The sequence below is a fragment of the Streptomyces sp. NPDC127190 genome, from assembly GCF_042672505.1.
Taxonomy (GTDB): Bacteria; Actinomycetota; Actinomycetes; order Streptomycetales; family Streptomycetaceae; genus Streptomyces.
This window is the reverse complement of record NZ_JBHXVE010000001.1, coordinates 405,216-422,471: the sequence shown is the minus strand read 5'-3', so window position 1 is coordinate 422,471 and position 17,256 is coordinate 405,216. Positions and strand designations below refer to the sequence as shown.

The window sequence follows — 17,256 nt, the reverse complement described above, 5'->3', positions numbered from 1 at the left end:
AGCGTAGTTACGCTCCGCTGGTCCGGAACACCCGTGTGCCCACCGTCACGGAGAGCACCGCGAGGGCGACGGCGACGAGGGCGCCCTGGAGCATGTGCCCGGTCGCGTACCGGCCGACGTACGCGTCGCGCACCGCGTCCACCAGATAGCGGAACGGGACGAAGTGCGAGAGCACGTCCAGCCAGGTGGGTGCGAGGGTCATCGGGAGCATCAGGCCCGACAGCAGCATCGACGGCATCGACACCGCGTTGATCAGCGGCCCGAACGTCTGCGGTGTGCTCACCCGCATGCCGAGCGCGTACGACAGCGAGGCCAGCGAGAGGGTGAGCAGGGCGACGAACACGAAGCCGATCACGATGCCCGCGAGCGGGGCGCGCAGCCCCATCACCAGCGCGGCCAGCACCAGCAGCACCGCCTGGAAGACGAACACCGTGGCGTCGCGCAGCACCCGGCCGAGCAGCAGGGCGAGCCGGCTGACCGGGGTCACCCGCATCCGCTCCACCACCCCCTGCCCCTTCTCGAGGATCACCGTGAACCCGGCGAACAGGGCGCCGAACAGGCCGAGTTGGAGCAGCAGGCCGGGGACCAGCAGCTGCCAGGAGCTGCCGGTGCCGCCGAGCGGGAGGCGGGTGAGCAGGGGGCCGTAGAAGAGGAGGTAGAGCAGCGGGGTGAGGACGCCGAAGAGCAGGGCGAAACGGGAGCGCAGGGACTGGCGGAGGTAGCGGCCGTAGATGAGGGCCGTGTCGTGCAGCAGCATCTTCTGGTTCCTAGACGGCTACGGGGGCGGTGTCGGCCGGCGCCGGGCCGCGGCCGGTGATGGCGAGGAAGGTGTCCTGGAGGGTGGCGTCGAGCGAGCCGCCGTACCGGAGTTTGAGCGCGCCCGGCGTGCCCTCGGCGGCGACCTCGCCCCGGTCCACGATCACCAGGCGGTCGGCGAGGGCGTCGGCCTCGTCCAGGTAGTGGGTGGTCAGGAAGACGGTGGTGCCGTGCTCGTCGCGCAGCCGGCGGACCAGGTCCCACAGGTCGGCGCGGCTGCCCGGGTCCAGGCCGGTCGTCGGCTCGTCCAGGAACAGCACCTTCGGCCGGTGCGTCAGCGCCATCGCGATGTCCAGCCGGCGGCGCTGCCCGCCGGAGAGGGCACCGGCCTTGCGGTCGAGCAGGTCGGTGAGGTCCAGCTGTCGGGCCAGTTCCGCGGCGCGGGCGACGGCCTCGGCCTTCGGCAGGCGGTACATCCGGCCCTGGGTGACCAGTTCCTCCCGCACGGTGATCTGCGGATCGACGCCGCCGGACTGGGCGACATAGCCGCAGGCCCGGCGCACCCCGGCCGGGTCGCCCGCCAGGTCGTGCCCGGCCACGACGGCCGTGCCGCCGGTCGGCCTGAGCAGGGTGGTGAGCATCCGGAGCGTGGTGGTCTTCCCGGCGCCGTTCGGGCCGAGGAAGCCGAGGATCTCGCCCGCGCGCACGGTGAGGTCCATGCCGCGGACGGCCGCCACGGGGCCGGCCTTGGTCTGGAAGGTGCGGGCCAGTCCGGCCGCGCTGATGACTGCTGTCATGCCCGACAGAAAAACAGAGTCCCTGAAATTTTGCAATGACCCCAAGTTTTCAGGAGTACCAGCGAAGCTAGGATGCGGCCATGGCCGAAGGACTCAGGGAACGGAAGAAGCGGCAGACCCGGCAGTACATCTCCGATGTCGCCACCGGGCTGTTCCTGGAGCGCGGCTTCGACGCGGTCACGGTCGCCGAGATCGCGGAGACCGCCAATGTCTCCGTCAACACCGTCTACAACTACTTTCCGGCCAAAGAGGACCTCTTCTTCGACCGCTCCGCCGGCGTCGTCGACCGGCTCGCCCGCTGGGTCCGCGGCCGCCCGCAGGGGGAGTCCGCCGCCGCCGCGGTCCTGCGCGAGCTGCGCGAGGAGATCGAGGCCGTCTCGCCCCGGGTCGGCCTGATCCCCGGCTACGCCCGCTTCCAGCGCGTCATCGAGGAGACCCCCGCCCTGCGCTCCCGCCTCTGGGCCATCGCCCAGGAGGTGCAGGCCAACCTGGAGCAGGCGCTGCGCGAGGAGACCGGCGCGGACCAGGACGACGACCTGCCGCACCTGATGGCCGGTCAGATCGGCTGGGCGCACAGCACGGTGATGGCGGTCATCGGACGCGAGATGGTCAAGGACCGCGACCCCCGCGAGGTGTCCCGCGAGGCTCTGGCGCTGCTGGACGAGATCGAGGACCTGTGGGGGGAGAAGGTCCTGGCGTACGCGGTGCGCTGAGCCTTGCGGATTCAACCCATTGGAGTGAAAAGCCGGTTTCGGGTGGGCGTCGGCCGAAGGGGCCCGGAAAGGCGCCCGATGGGGTGGCCGCTGCCGCTGCCGGTGTGATGTCCGTCAAGTGAGACGTGACGCGCGTTACTTACCGGTCACACAGCCGCTCCCGAGCGCTATGGTCCGCCGGAGAGACACGCGTTGGACAGGGTTCGCAAGGATTCGAAGGAGTCGGAGTGGCACGGAAGCTCGCCGTCATCGGGGCCGGTCTCATGGGGTCCGGCATCGCCCAGGTCGCCGCCCAGGCGGGCTGGGAGGTCGTCCTGCGCGACGTCACCGACCAGGCCCTCAAGCGTGGCACCGACGGCATCAAGGCCTCGTACGACAAGTTCGTCGGCAAGGGCAAGCTGGCGGCGGACGCCGCCGAGGCCGCCCTGGCCCGCATCACTCCGACCACGGATCTGGACGCCGCCGCCGACGCCGATGTCGTCGTGGAGGCCGTCTTCGAGAAGCTGGAGGTCAAGCACGAGATCTTCCGCGCGCTCGACAAGCTCGTGCGCGAGGACGCCGTGCTCGCCTCCAACACCTCCGCCATCCCGATCACCAAGATCGCGGCGGTCACCGAGCGCCCCGAGCGGGTCGTCGGTGTGCACTTCTTCTCGCCGGTGCCGATGATGCAGCTGGTCGAGCTGGTCCGCGGCTACAAGACCAGCGACGAAGCCCTCGCGACCGCGCGGGAGTTCGCCGAGTCCGTCGGCAAGACCTGCATCGTCGTCAACCGCGACGTCGCCGGCTTCGTCACCACCCGCCTCATCTCCGCCCTGGTGGTCGAGGCGACCAAGCTGTACGAGTCCGGCGTCGCCACGGCCGAGGACATCGACCTCGCCTGCAAGCTGGGCTTCGGCCACGCCATGGGCCCGCTGGCCACCGCGGACCTCACCGGCGTGGACATCCTGCTGCACGCCACCGGCAACATCTACACCGAGTCCCAGGACGAGAAGTTCGCCCCGCCGGAGCTGATGCGCCGGATGGTGGACGCCGGTGACATCGGCCGCAAGAGCGGGCAGGGCTTCTACACGTACTGATCACCTTCGGTACGGACATCGGCCGGATCTCACCCCCGGGGGTATCACTCCCAGGGGTGAATTCGGTATCGGTTCGCTTACAAACAGCAACCGCATCAGCACTCACACAGTCAGACGGTGCACAGCACCGCCACCATCGTCATCACCGTCACCGAGTACGCCAACCGCACTCAACGGGGAGCGCATATGCACATCAGGGGCGACCACGTCGAGCTGGTCGTCGGGGGCCGCCTCGACGTCCGCAGCGCGGCGGACGCCCGTACGGCCCTGCACTCGGCCGTCGACGACGGCGTCGGCGACCTGATCCTCGACCTGTCCGAGCTGGACTCCTGGGACGCCACCGGACTCGGTGTGATCATGGGGGCCCACCGGCGGGCCGGGCGCTGCGGTCGCCGCCTGGTGCTGCGCGGTGTGCCGCCGCAGATGCAGCGCCTGCTGGTGGCCACCCGACTGCACCGCATCCTCGCCATCGAGGGCGGCATCGGCGTCGAGTCGCTGCCGCGCGTCTGAGTCGTACGGCTGTGCACAGGGCGACGCGGCGGACCACGGGAGTCCACGGCGGCCGGTGAGACCCGGGCGCAGCCGTCGAACCGCACGTCGGGGGCAATCCTCACAAGACTGTGATGTCTCGGACCGCCCGGCACCCCGCCCTGTCGGAGATACTGGGCGACGGTTTAGGGTTCGGTCGCCCGCCGCCTCGCACCCCTCGACCGAGCGGGCCCGGACCAGAAGCGACAGCGCGGTGTGCAACAGGCCGGGAGGGGCCGGAACACGAGCACGCAACGCTTTTGGGGGGCTGGAAACCCATGGACCCGATCAACCCGGGACCCGAGGAGCAGAGCCAGGCGCACAGCCGCCGTCCGCCCCGGGAACCCCTCACCTCCGACTTCGCGCCGAGCGCTCCCGCGCCCGCCCGCACGGCCCGGCTCGTCACCGGCGACCTGCTGCTGACCGTCAACCCCGTCGACGGCAGCGAGATAGCCCTCTGCCCGCCGGCCGAACGGCCCGGCAGGCCCCGCAAGCGCACCGCCGCCGAGCGCGCCGAGACCGAGCGCGCCGCCCGGCCGCCCGTGCCGCCCGGCGCCGGCCACCCGACGCCCGCCCTGCTGGAACGCCAGGACGAACGCGAACGCCTGGTCCGGCTGCTGGCCCGCGGCCGCACCGTGCGGCTCACCGGTCCCGGCGGCTCCGGCCGCAGCGCCCTGCTCGACCTCGTCGCCGAGGACTGCCAGGACCTCGCCCCCGACGGTGTGGTGCGCCTGACCGGCTTCCATCGCACCGCCGCCGAGGTCCTGGACGACCTCTTCCACGCCGTCTACGACGCCCCGGGGTACCGCCCCGAAGCGGACGAACTGCGCGCACTGCTGACGGAGATCGGCGCGGTCGTCGTCGTGGACGACATCGAGTTCGGCGGCGCCGCCCTCGACGAGCTGCTCGACGCCACCCCCGAGTGCGCGTTCCTGATGGCCGCCACCCCCGAGGTGGCCGCCCCCTCCGCCGAGTCGGAGGTCGAGGAGGTCTTCCTCGGCGGCCTCGACCGCGCCGCCGGCGTGGAGATCCTGGAGCGCGCCGTCGGCCGGGTCCTCACCGAGGAGGAGGCCAACTGGGCCGGCGACCTCTGGTTCGAGTCCGAGGGGCTGCCGCTGCGCTTCGTCCAGGCGGGCGCCCTGCTCCGGCAGCGCGAGGAGCTGCGCGCCGGTGCCGCCGGGGTCGACGCGTTCGACGTCTTCGAGGACGCGCGGCCCCCTATCCCGCCGCTGCCCGCGACGGAGGGCGAGGAGGTCCCGCTGCCCTCCCTGGGCGAGGCCGCCGCCCCCGCCCCGCTGCTCGCCTCCCGGCTCGGGGCCTCCGCCCGCGCCGCCCTGCGCTTCGCCGTCGCCCTCGGCGGCGAGGTCCCGCACCAGGCCCATCTGCCCGCGCTCGTCGGCGACACCCACGCCGACGCCGCCCTCGGCGAGCTGGTGGGATGCGGACTGGTCTCGCCGGTCGGCCCCCGCTACCGGCTCGCGGCCGGCGTGCAGGCTCAGCTGGAGGCCGCCGGATACGGCGAGGACGCCCAGGACCGGGCGCTCGCCGCCGCCCAGCACTACGCCTGGTGGGCCGGCCACCCCTCGGTCACCCCCGAGCGGGTCGCCGCCGAGGCCGACGCGGTCCTCGCCGCGCTGGCCGCCGTGGTCCCCCAGACACCCCGCTTCGTCTCCGACAGCTCGGAGAACTGCGCCGTACGGCTCGCCCGCACGGCCGCGCCCGCCTTCGCCGCGGCGCTCCACTGGAGCGCCTGGGAACGCGCCCTGCGCTCCGGCGCGGAGGCCGCCCGGCTGACCGGCGAGGTGCCCGAACAGGCCTACTTCCACCATGAGTTGGGCGTCCTGGCGCTGTGCTCCGGACAGCTCGACCGAGCCCGCGCCGAACTGGAGGCGTCCATCGGGCTGCGCGGCGCCCTCGCCGACAAGCGGGGCACCGTCGCCGGGCGCCGGGCGCTCGCGCTCGTCGCCGACCGCGCGGGCGAGGTGCCGGCGGTGGCCGCCCTGGTGGGCGAGGAGGTGCCGGAGGTACCGCACGAGGAGTCGGCGCCGCCGCCGTACGGCCCCGTCGGCGACACCGTGGTCACCCGTCGGCTCCCGGCCGGGAAGCCGCTGGGCGCCGGCTTCCGGCGGCTGGCCCGGCGCAATGTGGCCGCGGCCGGCGCGGGCGCGCTGCTCGCCGCCGTACTGGGCACGGTCGTCACGCTCGGCATGACCTCCCATGAGACCGCCGACAAGAACCCGGCCGGCAAGGTCGGCGCCAACCCCTCCGCCGGCCAGGGCACGGACGACGGCAGCCTGGACGCCGACCCGCGGCAGGACACCGGCACCAGCGGCGGTACCGGCGGCGACGCGGGCACCGTCCCGTCGGCCCGGCCGACGAACCCGGGCCCGGACGGCACCTACGGCACGACGGACGACCCGACGCCGTACACCCCGGCCAGCTCCCCGGCCGCCGACCCGACCGGCAGCCGGTCGCCGAGCGGCGGGGGTACGACCCCGACGCCGCCGAAGACCCCCACGACGAAGCCGTCCACCCCGACCCCGAGCAAGTCGACCCCGACCGGCGGCAGCCCCTCCTCCTCGCCGTCGACCCCGAGTTCGCCGCCGTCCTCGTCCAGCTCCACCCCGACGGGTGGCAGCAGTGGCTCGCCGACGACGACGGACACGGCGAGCGGCCCGGTGTCCTCCAGCGGCTCGGCGAGCGCTCCGCAGAGCAGCGGGTCGGCGTCCGTGGTCTGAGGCCGCACGCAAAAACCGCCGCGACGGCCGGGTACAGCGCTGTCGCGGCGGTGAGCGGGGTGGGCGGACCCGGGACCCGGGGTCAGAACAGGCGGAGCTTGTCGTCCTCGATGCCGCGCAGGGCGTCGTAGTCCAGGATCTGGCAGTTGATGCCGCGGTCGGTGGCGAGGACGCGGGCCTGGGGCTTGATCTCCTGCGCGGCGAAGACGCCCCGCACCGGCGCCAGATGCGGATCGCGGTTCAACAGCTCGAGGTAGCGCGTGAGTTGCTCGACGCCGTCGATCTCGCCCCGGCGCTTGATCTCCACCGCGACCGTCTGCCCGTCCGCGTCCCGGCACAGGATGTCCACCGGGCCGATCGCGGTCATGTACTCGCGCCGGATGAGGGTGTAGCCCTCGCCCAGCGTCTCGATGCGGTCGGCGAGCAGTTCCTGGAGGTGTGCTTCCACGCCGTCCTTGATCAGCCCGGGGTCGACACCGAGTTCGTGCGAGGAGTCGTGGAGGATCTCCTCCATCGTGATGATCAGTTTCTCGCCCGCCTTGTTGACGACGGTCCACACGCCGTCGTCCTCGCCCGTGCCCTCCTTCAGCGTGCAGGGCGGCGACATCCAGTTGAGGGGCTTGTAGGCCCGGTCGTCCGCGTGGATGGAGACGCTGCCGTCCGCCTTGACCAGGATCAGGCGGGGTGCCGAGGGCAGGTGGGCGGTGAGCCGGCCGGCGTAGTCGACCGAGCATCGGGCAATGACGAGACGCATGGTCGGCAACGCTACTCGACGCCCCTCGGTGCGCGCGATTCGCCCGTCCCGCTCCCGATCGATCGCCCCATTTGTCGCTGGAAACTCTTGTTCATCCCTGGCCGATTGTGCCCCTAACGGGACCGTTCCATATACGCATTCTGCTGGTGTGGTCACCGACGGTTGCCTACCGTAGAGAACGGGAGGTCGCGGCATCCTTACCGAGCGTGTTCGACAGCGCGAACTCCCTTACCTGTCCGGCAACCCCTGCTCTTCGGGGGTGCGAGAGGAGAACCCATGTCGCTCGACGTCTCACCGGCCCTACTCGAAAAGGCCGAGCGAGGCGAGGTCGACGACGCAGACTTCGTCGACTGCGTCCGGACCTCCCTGCCCTATGCATGGGAGATGATCAGCTCCCTGGTGGCCCAGCTGAAGGTGGACGGCGGACCCTTCGCCGACAACCAGACGCCGCCGCCGGACGAGCAGGCACGCGGTCAGCTGCTGCGTGCGCTCGCGAGCGACGCCATACGCGGCGCGTTGCAGCGGCACTTCGGGGTGCGCCTGGCCTTCCAGAACTGTCACCGGGTGGCGGTGTTCCCGCTGGACGCCTCGGTGGACGAGACGCTGGCCCGCTTCACCTCGGCGCGCAACCAGTTGCTGAACCAGTCGCCGGAACTTCGCGACTGCTGACGCATGGCTCCGGCACGGCCGGGGCAGTGAGCTGCCTGCTTGCCGCTCCACTCGCGGGGGGTGCATCCAGTACGGGGCGGCAAGCCCCCCAGGTGGCTTGCGCGTCGGCGCCCGCGGCCGCAGCCCCCGGCGCCGGCTCAGCGCAACTGCGGCAGCACCTCGGCGCCCAGGCGCCGTACGTTCTCCTCGGTGGCCGCGAGGTCGCCCGACCCCTCGACCAGCAGGGCGAAGCGGGAGATCCCGGTACGTTCGGAGGTGGCCGCGAGCCGGTCGGCGGCCAGCCGCGGCGTGCCCACCGGGTGCAGCCCGCAGAGCAGCTCCGTGTAGGCATGCGGATCGCGCATCGCCCGCACCCGTCCGTCGACGGTGACATGGGCCTCGAGCCCCTGCCGCAGCCAGCCCGGCATCGCCTTCAGCAGGGTCTCCGCCGCGTCCGTGCGCCGGTCCGCGAGCTGGCATACCCCGGCCGAGACATGCCCCGCCGTCGCGATCTCCTCGGCCGGCCGGCCCGCCGCGCGGGCGCAGCGCCGCCACAGGGCGACCATCTCGGCCTTCTCCTCGTCCCCGACATGCATCCCGAGCAGCATGGGCAGCCCGCGCTCGGCGGCCAGCCGGACGCTCGCCGCAGAGGTGCAGGCGACCACCACCTCGGGCCCGGGCACCTCCGTCAGCGCCTCCGACGGACGCGGTACGACGGGCACCTCGCGGAACCGGTACCGCTCGCCGGCCGCCCCCACCGCCGGCTCGCGCAGCCAGCGCAGCAGCAGATCGAGCGACTCCGGGAACCCGTGTTCGTACGCCCCGAGGCCCGCGCCGAAGACCTCCAGGTCCACCCAGGGGCCACCGCGGCCCACCCCGAGCGTGAACCGCCCGCCGCTCGTCATATGCAGCAGCGCGGCCTGTTCGCCGAGGGCGACCGGGTGCGCGGTGGGCAGTACGCTGACCGCCGTACCCACCCGGATCCGGCGGGTGCGGCCGAGCAGCAGCGCGGCCAGGGTGATCGCGGACGGGCATGTGCCGTAGGGCACGAAGTGGTGCTCGGCCAGCCAGACCGCGTCCAGCCCGGCCTCCTCGGAGACCTCCGCCGAGCGCACCGCCCGGTGCAGCGCCTCCCCGGCACCCTGGCCGGGGAACTGTGCGGCCAGCACAAAACTACCTACGTGCATCGCGTTTTCCTGCTTCCTTGGCTCCGACCGGAGCTCCCCCACCCGGCATAACCGGCTGACACGTGCGCAGGACACGGCTCCGCGAGGAGATTTGCGGATTGTCTTCAGAATGGGTCGTCCGGCAGGGGGACTTGTACGGATTGCTTCCGCATTCGTTCTGTACGCGTACCCCACTCGGCGGCGCGTAGGCTGGAGTCGGCCCGTGCTCCCTGTACAGCCCCGAGAGGTGTCCCGTGTCCCCGCGTCGCAACCGCCCGAAGGCAGCCGGCTCGTCCGGCCGGAGCGCCGAGGACGACCGGGCCGGCCGGTACGGCGGCTGGCAGTCCACGGAGAGCTGGCAGGGCGAGGAGTGGAGCGTGCGCCATGTCGCGGGGGCGAGCGCGCAGGGCAAGACCTACCGCTGCCCGGGCTGCGACCAGATGATCCCCTCCGGCGTCCCGCACGTGGTGGCCTGGCCGGAACACGCGGGCGTGGACGACCGCCGGCACTGGCACAAGGCCTGCTGGAACGCGAAGGACCGCCGCACCACGCGGGTGCAGCGGTCCCGGAACGCCCCGAGGTTCTGAGGCGTCAGACGTCCCGGCTCCGCAGCAGGGCGAACGCACCGGCGTACGCGGCCGCGGTCAGGCCCAGCATGATCCACAGCGGGTCCCAGCCGGTCGGGCCGGAACCGCCGAGGTCGTTGCCGTAGAAGACGGCCAGCTGGCTCGGGATCGAGTACTCGAACAGCCACTGCTGCACCCGGTGCAGCGAGGACGTGCTCATGAACAGGGCGATCACCAGCGGCGCCAGCACCGCGCCGATCATGATCGTGATGGCGCCCGCGGAGTGCCGGATGATCGAGCCGACCAGCAGCGAGAGCAGCCCGAGCAGCGCGAGGTAGAGGCTCACGCCGACGGTGTCCTTGAACCAGTCCCCGCCGGACGGCGTCATCGCGCTGGTGCCGCTCAGCATGGACGCGTGGATCATCCCCACGAAGGCCGACGACGCCAGCGTGATGACGAAGGACACGGCGAAGAACACGATCGACTTGGCGGTGAGCACCCGGGCCCGGTCCGGGCACGCGGTCATCGTCGTACGGATCATGCCGGTGCCGTACTCCGAGGCCGTGGTCAGCACGCCGAGCGTGATGACGCACATCGAGCCGAGGAGCAGCCCGAAGAACCCGAAGGAGAGCGGGTTCTGGCCGTCCAGGGAGGAGGAGTGGGCCTTGGCCAGGGCGCCGGTCATCAGGCCGATGGAGACCACGAGGGCCACGAAGACGCCGAGCGTCCACATCGTCGACCGCACCGACTTGATCTTCGTCCACTCGGAGGCCAGCGCATGCCCGAGGTGGGTGCGCACGACCGGGATGGGCGAGGTGTAACCGGGGTACGGTCCGCCGGGCGCCGCCTGCCAGTCGGGCGCGGACGCGGGGGCCTGCGGCATCGGGGGCTGGTGGCTGCTCATCGGGCTTCCTCGGGCTTGGTCAGGTCGGCGGGGGCGGGAGCGGGTGCGGCGGCCGGGGGTGTCGCCGGGGGAGTGGCGGGGGCCGCGGGCATCGCCGGGGCGGCGCCCTGGGGCCCGCCCGGCTGGGCGTACGGGTTCGGGTCCGAGCCGGTCGGGGGCTGGCCGTACGGGTTCGGGGTGTCCGCGCCGGGGGCGCCGTACGGGTTCGCCGGGGCGCCGCCGTACGGGCCCGCCTGCGGCATCGCGAAGGGCTGGCCGCCCTGCTGGGGCGGCGGCGGGGCGTACCAGCCGGGCTGGCCCTGGCCGGGCACCGGCATCGGCGGCTGCGCGCCGGGCGGCGGCGCCTGCTGGAGGCCTTCCTTCTGGTCGACGGTCGAGCGGTAGTCCACGGCGCCCTGCGTCATTCGCATGTACGCCTCCTCCAGCGAGGCCTGGTGCGGCGACAGCTCCCACAGCCGGACGTCCGCCTCGTGCGCGAGGTCGCTGATCCGGGGCAGCGCCAGCCCGGTCACCCGCAGCGCGCCGTCCTGCTCGGGCAGCACATGGCCGCCCGCCTCGGTGAGCGCCGAGGTCAGCTTCTCGCGCAGGTGCGGCTCGGTGTCGGGGGTGCGGACGCGCGCGAAGTCCGCGGAGTTGGCGGAGATGAAGTCCTTCACGCTCATGTCGGCGAGCAGCTGGCCACGGCCGATCACGATGAGGTGCTCGGCGGTCAGCGCCATCTCGCTCATCAGATGCGAGGAGACGAAGACCGTACGGCCCTCGGCGGCCAGGGCCTTCATCAGGTTGCGCACCCAGAGGATGCCCTCCGGGTCGAGGCCGTTGACCGGCTCGTCGAAGAGCAGCACCTGGGGGTCGCCGAGGAGCGCGGCGGCGATGCCGAGCCGCTGTCCCATGCCGAGCGAGAAGCCCTTGGAGCGCTTCCTGGCCACGTCCTGGAGGCCGACCACGCCCAGCACCTCGTCCACGCGCCGGGCCGGGATGCCCGACAGCTGGGCGAGGCTCAGCAGGTGGTTGCGCGCGCTGCGGCCGCCGTGCACGGCCTTGGCGTCGAGCAGCGCGCCGACCTGTCGGGGGGCGTTGGGCAGCTTGCGGTACGGGTAGCCGCCGATGGTCACCGTGCCGGACGTCGGGTTGTCCAGCCCGAGGATCATCCGCATGGTGGTCGACTTGCCGGAGCCGTTCGGGCCGAGGAAGCCGGTCACGGTGCCGGGTCGTACCTGGAAGGAAAGGTTGTACACGGCGGTCTTGTCGCCGTAGCGCTTGGTCAGGCCTACAGCCTCGATCATGCTCCGCACCCATCGAATGGTTCAGGACAGCGGGGCGCATGCCCCCGTAAGGGTTAGGAGGATATCCGGGCGCTGACGGTTCCGCCCAAGAGAAGGCAAAGCCCCCTGCCATGAGACAGAGGGCTCGTCCAAGCGCCCCAAAGGGGCGCGGGAAACTGCGCGACCAGCCACAAGCGGCCCCGCAGCTCCCCGCGGACCGAAACCTACCGCGACTGCTGCGCCGGCACCCCGCGCGAGATGGGCTCGTCGTCCGTCGCAGAGCCGGCGGCAGCCACGGCCGCACCGGTCAGCGTCGCCAGCATCTCCCGGACGTTCGTCAGCTGGGCGTTGATCGAGTCGCGGCGGTTGGTCAGCGCCGCCAGCTCGCGCTCGGATTCCGAACGGATCCGGTCGGCCTTGGCGTTCGCGTCGGCCACGATGTCCTCGGCCTGGCGCTGGGCGGTCTCCACCGTCTGGCGGGCGCGGCGCTCGGCGTCGGTGCGCAGCTTCTCCGCCTCCAGGCGCAGCTGCTCGGCGCGGTGCTCGATCTCCGCCAGGCGCTTCTCGGCCTTCTGCTGCCGCGAGGCCAGGTCGCGCTCGGACTGCTCGCGGCGCTTGGCCAGGTTGGTCTCGAAGTCCGCGGCGGCCTGCGCGGCCTTGGCGCGGGTCTCCTCGAAGAGGGCGTCCGCCTCCTCCCGCTTCGACTGCGCGTCCTTCTGCGCCTCGGCCCGCAGCTGGGACGCGTCGGCCTTGGCCTTCTCGACGATCCGGACGCCCTCGTCCTCGGCCTTGGCCTTGCGCTCGGCCGCGAACGCCTCCGCGTCGTTGCGCACCTGCTGGGCCGCGGACTCGGCGAGGTCGCGGTGCTGCTCGGCCGCGCGCCGGGCCTCCTCACGCAGCTCCTTGGCCTCTTCCTCGGCCAGCCGCAGGATCTTCTCGACGCGCGCGCCGAGACCGGCGTACGACGGCTCCGCGTCGCTGACCTGGGCCTGGGCGTTCTGCGTTTCGAGGTGCAGCTCCTCGATGCGCTTCTCCAGGGCGGTGATCCGGGCGAGAGCGCTGTCACGGTCGGAGACGAGCTTGGAGATACGTTCGTCCACCTGAGCGCGGTCGTACCCACGCCGCACAAGCTCGAAGCCGTAGGGGGAAGTGTCGCTCATGGGGTTCCTGTCGAATGAGACCGGTGAGGTGATAAGGGGAATCCTAGGGGCCGAAGCGGTGTGTCATCGAGCGGATACGGATTTGATCTGGAGAATGGCACCTCTTTTGAGTGGCTGACCGTCGGACTGCTTGCCAAGGACTCGGGCAAAGCCCCCAGAAAACACCGGAAACCCCTCCGCGTGCTAGCCGTCTGACGACTTGCCACCCGATCGGGGGGCGCCCACGGTGGCACTCGCCTTGACTCCGCCGTCCTTGCCGGCCGCCGGCGTCTCGAAGGACTCCAGCGCCTCCAGGACATCCTGGACCCGGGAGATCTCCGCGTTGATGTCCTCCCGCCGGCGCACCAGGATCTCCAGCTCGCGCTTGCCCTCCTCGACCGTGCGCCGCGCCTCCCGGATCGCCTCGGCCTTCAGCTCCTCGGCCTCCTTGACCAGGCGAGCCTTCTTCAGCTCGGCCTCCTTCAGCAGGCCCTCCGCCTTCTTGACGGCGGCGATGCGCACCTTGCCGGCCTCCGAGTTGGCGTCCGACACCAGCTCCTTGGCCTTCGCCTCGGCCTTCTCCAGCTGCTCCTCGGCGGCCTTGATGAGCGCGTCGCAGCGGTCGCCGGTGGACTTCATCGTCTCGGCGGCCTCCCGGCGGGCCCGCTCGTGCAGCTCCTCGATCTCGCTGGTGATCCGGTCGCGCAGCTCCTCCGCGCGCTCCCTTATGGCGGTCGCGTCCCGGCGGGCGCCGACCAGCAGCTCGTCGGCGTCCGTACGGGCCTTCTCGACCAGCGAGTTGCCCTCGATGGTCGACTCGGTGACGATCCGCTCGGCCTCCGTGCGGGCCGCGCCCACCATCGTGTCGGCCTGCGACTCCGCGTCCGCGGTGGTCTTCAGCGCCTGCTCCTGCGCCTCGGCGAGCAGCTTGTCGACCTCGGCGGTGGTCTCGGTGATGAGCGTGTCGACCTGCTCGGCCGCCTCCGAACGCCGCTTGTTGGCTTCCTTGCGCGCCTCGTCCAGGGTCCGCTCGGCCTCCTCGCGCGCCGAGCCGACGAGCCGCTCGGCCGCCTCCTCCGCGTCCGCCTTCAGCTGCTCGGACTCCGCCCGCACCCGCTCGGCGTGCGCCTGCGCCGAGGCGACCGTCTCCGCGGCCTCGGCCCGCAGCCGCTCCGCCTCGTCGGAGGCCTCCCCGATCAGCTGCTCGGCGCTCGCCACCGCCTCCGCACGGACCCGCTCCGCCTCGGCGGCGGTCTCCGCGGTCAGGCGCTCGGCCTCGGTGAGGGCCTCGGTGCGGACGCGTTCGGCCTCGGTGAGGGCCTCGGTGCGGACGCGTTCGGCCTCGGCGGCGGTCTCGTTGGTGAGCCGTTCTGCCTCGTTGCGGGCCTCGGTGATGAGGGTGTCCGCCTGGGTGGCCGCGTCCGAACGGATCCGGTTGGCGTCCTCCCGGGCGTCCGCCCGGGTACGGGCCGCCGCCTGGTCGGCCTCGGCCAGCGCGTCCGACGCCTCGGTACGCACCCGCTGGGCGTACTCGCCCGCGTCCGCGCGCAGCCGCTCGGCCTCCGCCACCGCCTCGACGACCGTACGCTCGGCCAGCTCCTTCGCGGCCTCCGACTCCTCGGCCGCCTCGCGCCGGACCCGCGAGGCGTCCTCGCTCGCCCGCTCCCGCTCGGCGTAGGCGTCGGCGCGGACCCGGTCCGCCTCCTCCTCGGCCTCCCGCCTGGTCCGGTCCGCCGCGACCTCCGCGGCCGACCGCAGCCCGGCGATCTCCTCCTGCGCCTGCTCGTGCAGCCCGGCGACGGAGTCCCGCACCTGCTGGGCGTGCAGCTCGGCGGCCGACACCATCTCGGTGGCGCGCCGGTCGGCCTCCGCCACCAGCCGGACCGCCTCGGCCTGCGCCTCCTCCACGCGCTTGCGCGCCGAGGCCAGCAGCTCCTCGCTCTGCTCGCGGGCCCGCTCACGCTCCTGGTCCGCCTCCGCCCGCGCGGAACCGAGGACTTCCTCGGCCTCCCGGCGGCGCCGGGCGGCCTCCTCCTGCGCGGCGGCCAGCGTCTCGGACGCCTCCGCGGCGAGCCGCTCGGCGGCGGCCTGCGCCTCGGCACGCACCCGGTCGGCGGTCTCCTGCGCCTCGGTCTTCAGCCGCTCCGCCTCGGCGGCGGCCTCCGAACGCAGCCGTACGGCGACGGCCTCGCCCTCGGCACGGGACGCGGACGCGTCGGACGCGGCCTCGGTCCGCAGCCGGTCGGCCTCGGCCTCGGCCTGCTGCTGGAGCGTACGGATCCGGTCCGCCGACTCCGCGCGCAGCCGCTCGGACTCCTCCGCGGCCTCCCGGCGGATCCGGGCGGCCTCCTCCCGGGCCTCGGTCAGCGCCTGCTCGGCCGATGCCAGCCGCTCCTGCGCCTCCGACTGCAGCCGGGCCAGCTCCTCGGCGGCCTCGCTGCGCCGGGTCTCGACGGCCTTCTCGGTCTCCTCGCGCAGCTCCCGCGCGGCCTTCTCGGCGTCCCCGCGGACCGTCTCGGCCTGCTCGTCGGCCTCGGCGCGCAGCCGCTCGGCCTCCTTGCGGGCCCGCGCCAGGGTCTCCTCGGCCTGCCGGCGCAGACCGGTGGCGCGCTCGATGGCCTCGGTGCGGACCTTCTCGCTGTCCGCGGTCGCGGTCCGCCGCAGCTCGTCGGCGTCCGCCTTGGCCTTGGCCAGCAGCTCCTCGGCGGACCGGGCCGCCTCCTCGATCTGCGCGACCGCCTCCCGGCGGGCCTCCGCGCGGATCGACTCGCCCTCGGCGACCGCGTCGGCGCGCAGCTGCTCGGCCTCGCCGCGCAGCCGGCGCGCCTCCTCCTGGAGCTCGACCGTCTTGGCGCGGTACTCCTTGGTGTCGTCCTTCGCCGCGCCCTTGAGCTGCTCGGCGATGTCGTGCGCCTCGGCGCGCAGCCGGTCCGCCTCGGCCTCCGCCTCGGTGCGGATCCGCTCGGCCTCCTCGGCGGCGGCCTTGGTGGTCTTCTGGGCCTCCTCGGAAGCCTTGTTCAGGACCTCCTCGGCGGTCCGGGCGGCCTTGGACAGCTGGGTAGCCGTCTCCTCGGCCGTGATCGAGCGGGCCTTCTCGGCGGCCTCCGCGACGATCTTCTCGGCCTCGGCCCGGGCGTCCGCGACCAGCTGCTCGGCCTCGGACCGGGTGGACTCGGCCTCCTTGGTGGCCTCCTCGACCAGCCGGGCGACCTGCTCCTTCGCGGTACGCGTGCGCGCCTCGCCGGCGGCCTCCGCGGCCGCCAGGGCCTTGGCGGCGGCCTCCTTGGCCTCCGCCTGCACCTTCTCCGCCTCGGCCTGCGCCTTGCGCAGCGCCTCCTCGGCCGCCGTCATCCGCTCCTCGGCGGCCCGGGTCAGCTCCGCGGCCTGCCGGCGCGCGGTGTCCGACTCGCTGACCGTGGTGGAGCGCAGCTGCTCGGCGTGCTCGGTGGCCTCCTGGGCCTGCGTGGAGGCGGCGTTCAGCAGCCGCTCGGCGTCCGCGCGGGCGCGGCGCAGCAGCTGCTCGGCCTCCGCGCGGGCCGCCTCGGCGTCGGCCTGGAGCCGCTCTCGGGCCTCCCGGGTCAGCCGCTCGGCCTCGGCCCGGGCGGTGGCCATGGCCTGCTCGGCCTCCGCGCGGGACTCCTCCAGCAGCCGGCGGGCCTGCTGCTCGGTACGGGAGCGCAACTGCTCCGCCCAGGCGACGTTCTCGTTGACGTGCGACTCGACCGTGGCGCGCCGCTCGGCCAGCTCCTGGTCCAGCTGCTGGCGCCGGGTCACCGCCTCCTGGTGCAGCTCCGCCTGGAGCCGGGCCGCCTGCTCGGCGTGCTCCTGGAGGATGCGCTGGGTCTGCGCGCGGGCCTGGCTCAGCTCCCGCTCCGCGTCCTGACGCAGCTGCTCGGCCTGCATCTGGGCGTTGCGGAGCAGCTGCTCGGCCTGGTAGCCGATGTCCCCCGCGTCGTAGGCGGGCCGGGTCATGAGGGTGCGCCGCGCCTCGTGCAGCTTGGCGCGCAGCACCTCGACCTGGTAGCCGAGGTCCTCGGCGTGCTGGATCGCCTTCTCGCGCTCGGTCCTCAGCCGCTTCATCTCGGCCTCGAACCGAGAGAGGTGGTCGACGTCAGCCGCCGGCTCTCGCTCCTGGCTCTCGTAGCCCCGCACTGCGCGGTCCCATCCGTCCCCTGGTCAGCTTCTCCAACGAGCTCCGTCCATCGG

14 protein-coding genes are annotated in these 17,256 nt (G+C 73.0%); 6 read left to right on the top strand and 8 right to left on the bottom strand.

Annotated features, from left to right (window positions below):
* Positions 1 to 7 precede the first annotated feature (7 nt).
* A complete protein-coding gene (locus ACFVIU_RS01820) occupies positions 8 to 757 on the bottom strand; it encodes an ABC transporter permease (RefSeq protein ID WP_385839934.1) in 750 nt (249 codons plus the stop codon).
* 10 nt (positions 758 to 767) lie between these two features.
* On the bottom strand, positions 768 to 1,553 hold the full coding sequence (locus tag ACFVIU_RS01815) for an ABC transporter ATP-binding protein (protein ID WP_385839932.1): 786 nt from the start codon (positions 1,551 to 1,553) through the stop codon (positions 768 to 770).
* Between the two features lie 80 nt (positions 1,554 to 1,633).
* Here ACFVIU_RS01815 and ACFVIU_RS01810 point away from each other — a divergent pair, with 80 nt between their 5' ends.
* The 4 genes from ACFVIU_RS01810 to ACFVIU_RS01795 all read left to right on the top strand — a co-directional run bounded on the left by ACFVIU_RS01810 (position 1,634) and on the right by ACFVIU_RS01795 (position 6,608).
* A complete protein-coding gene (locus ACFVIU_RS01810) occupies positions 1,634 to 2,266 on the top strand; it encodes a TetR/AcrR family transcriptional regulator (RefSeq protein ID WP_385839931.1) in 633 nt (210 codons plus the stop codon).
* A 227-nt stretch (positions 2,267 to 2,493) separates the two neighbouring features.
* Positions 2,494 to 3,342, top strand: a complete 849-nt coding sequence (locus ACFVIU_RS01805; RefSeq protein ID WP_385839929.1) for a 3-hydroxyacyl-CoA dehydrogenase family protein — start codon at positions 2,494 to 2,496, stop codon at positions 3,340 to 3,342.
* 186 nt (positions 3,343 to 3,528) lie between these two features.
* A complete protein-coding gene (locus tag ACFVIU_RS01800) occupies positions 3,529 to 3,852 on the top strand; it encodes an STAS domain-containing protein (protein ID WP_385840314.1) in 324 nt (107 codons plus the stop codon).
* Positions 3,853 to 4,148: 296 nt separating this feature from the next.
* Positions 4,149 to 6,608, top strand: a complete 2,460-nt coding sequence (locus ACFVIU_RS01795) for an ATP-binding protein (RefSeq protein ID WP_385839928.1) — start codon at positions 4,149 to 4,151, stop codon at positions 6,606 to 6,608.
* A gap of 82 nt (positions 6,609 to 6,690) precedes the next feature.
* Here ACFVIU_RS01795 and nucS read toward each other — a convergent pair whose 3' ends face one another.
* Entirely contained in the window at positions 6,691 to 7,362 is a 672-nt protein-coding gene (gene nucS / locus ACFVIU_RS01790; RefSeq protein ID WP_385839927.1) for an endonuclease NucS, read from the bottom strand.
* Between the two features lie 276 nt (positions 7,363 to 7,638).
* Here nucS and ACFVIU_RS01785 point away from each other — a divergent pair, with 276 nt between their 5' ends.
* Positions 7,639 to 8,031, top strand: coding sequence for an SCO5389 family protein (locus tag ACFVIU_RS01785; RefSeq protein ID WP_385839926.1), 393 nt, complete (start codon positions 7,639 to 7,641; stop codon positions 8,029 to 8,031).
* 137 nt (positions 8,032 to 8,168) lie between these two features.
* On the opposite strand, the gene ACFVIU_RS01780 is transcribed toward ACFVIU_RS01785, so the two are convergent.
* A complete protein-coding gene (locus ACFVIU_RS01780; RefSeq protein ID WP_385839924.1) occupies positions 8,169 to 9,197 on the bottom strand; it encodes an LLM class flavin-dependent oxidoreductase in 1,029 nt (342 codons plus the stop codon).
* Positions 9,198 to 9,430: 233 nt separating this feature from the next.
* Between ACFVIU_RS01780 and ACFVIU_RS01775 the strand changes: the two genes are divergently transcribed.
* Positions 9,431 to 9,763 carry an ATP/GTP-binding protein gene (locus tag ACFVIU_RS01775; protein WP_385839922.1) on the top strand — a complete coding sequence of 111 codons (333 nt, stop codon included), beginning with the start codon at positions 9,431 to 9,433 and terminating at the stop codon, positions 9,761 to 9,763.
* Between the two features lie 4 nt (positions 9,764 to 9,767).
* Here the strand turns inward: ACFVIU_RS01775 and ACFVIU_RS01770 are convergent, their stop codons facing one another.
* The 4 genes from ACFVIU_RS01770 to scy form a co-directional block, all read right to left on the bottom strand.
* Complete coding sequence (locus ACFVIU_RS01770; RefSeq protein ID WP_385839921.1) at positions 9,768 to 10,646, bottom strand: ABC transporter permease; 879 nt, start codon at positions 10,644 to 10,646, stop codon at positions 9,768 to 9,770.
* Positions 10,643 to 11,932, bottom strand: coding sequence for an ABC transporter ATP-binding protein (locus ACFVIU_RS01765; RefSeq protein WP_385839920.1), 1,290 nt, complete (start codon positions 11,930 to 11,932; stop codon positions 10,643 to 10,645). Before ACFVIU_RS01765 ends, ACFVIU_RS01770 begins: the two co-directional genes overlap by 4 nt.
* A gap of 203 nt (positions 11,933 to 12,135) precedes the next feature.
* Positions 12,136 to 13,071 carry a cellulose-binding protein gene (locus tag ACFVIU_RS01760; protein WP_385839918.1) on the bottom strand — a complete coding sequence of 312 codons (936 nt, stop codon included), beginning with the start codon at positions 13,069 to 13,071 and terminating at the stop codon, positions 12,136 to 12,138.
* Positions 13,072 to 13,254: 183 nt separating this feature from the next.
* Positions 13,255 to 17,202 carry a polarized growth protein Scy gene (gene scy / locus ACFVIU_RS01755; RefSeq protein ID WP_385839917.1) on the bottom strand — a complete coding sequence of 1,316 codons (3,948 nt, stop codon included), beginning with the start codon at positions 17,200 to 17,202 and terminating at the stop codon, positions 13,255 to 13,257.
* Positions 17,203 to 17,256 lie beyond the last annotated feature (54 nt).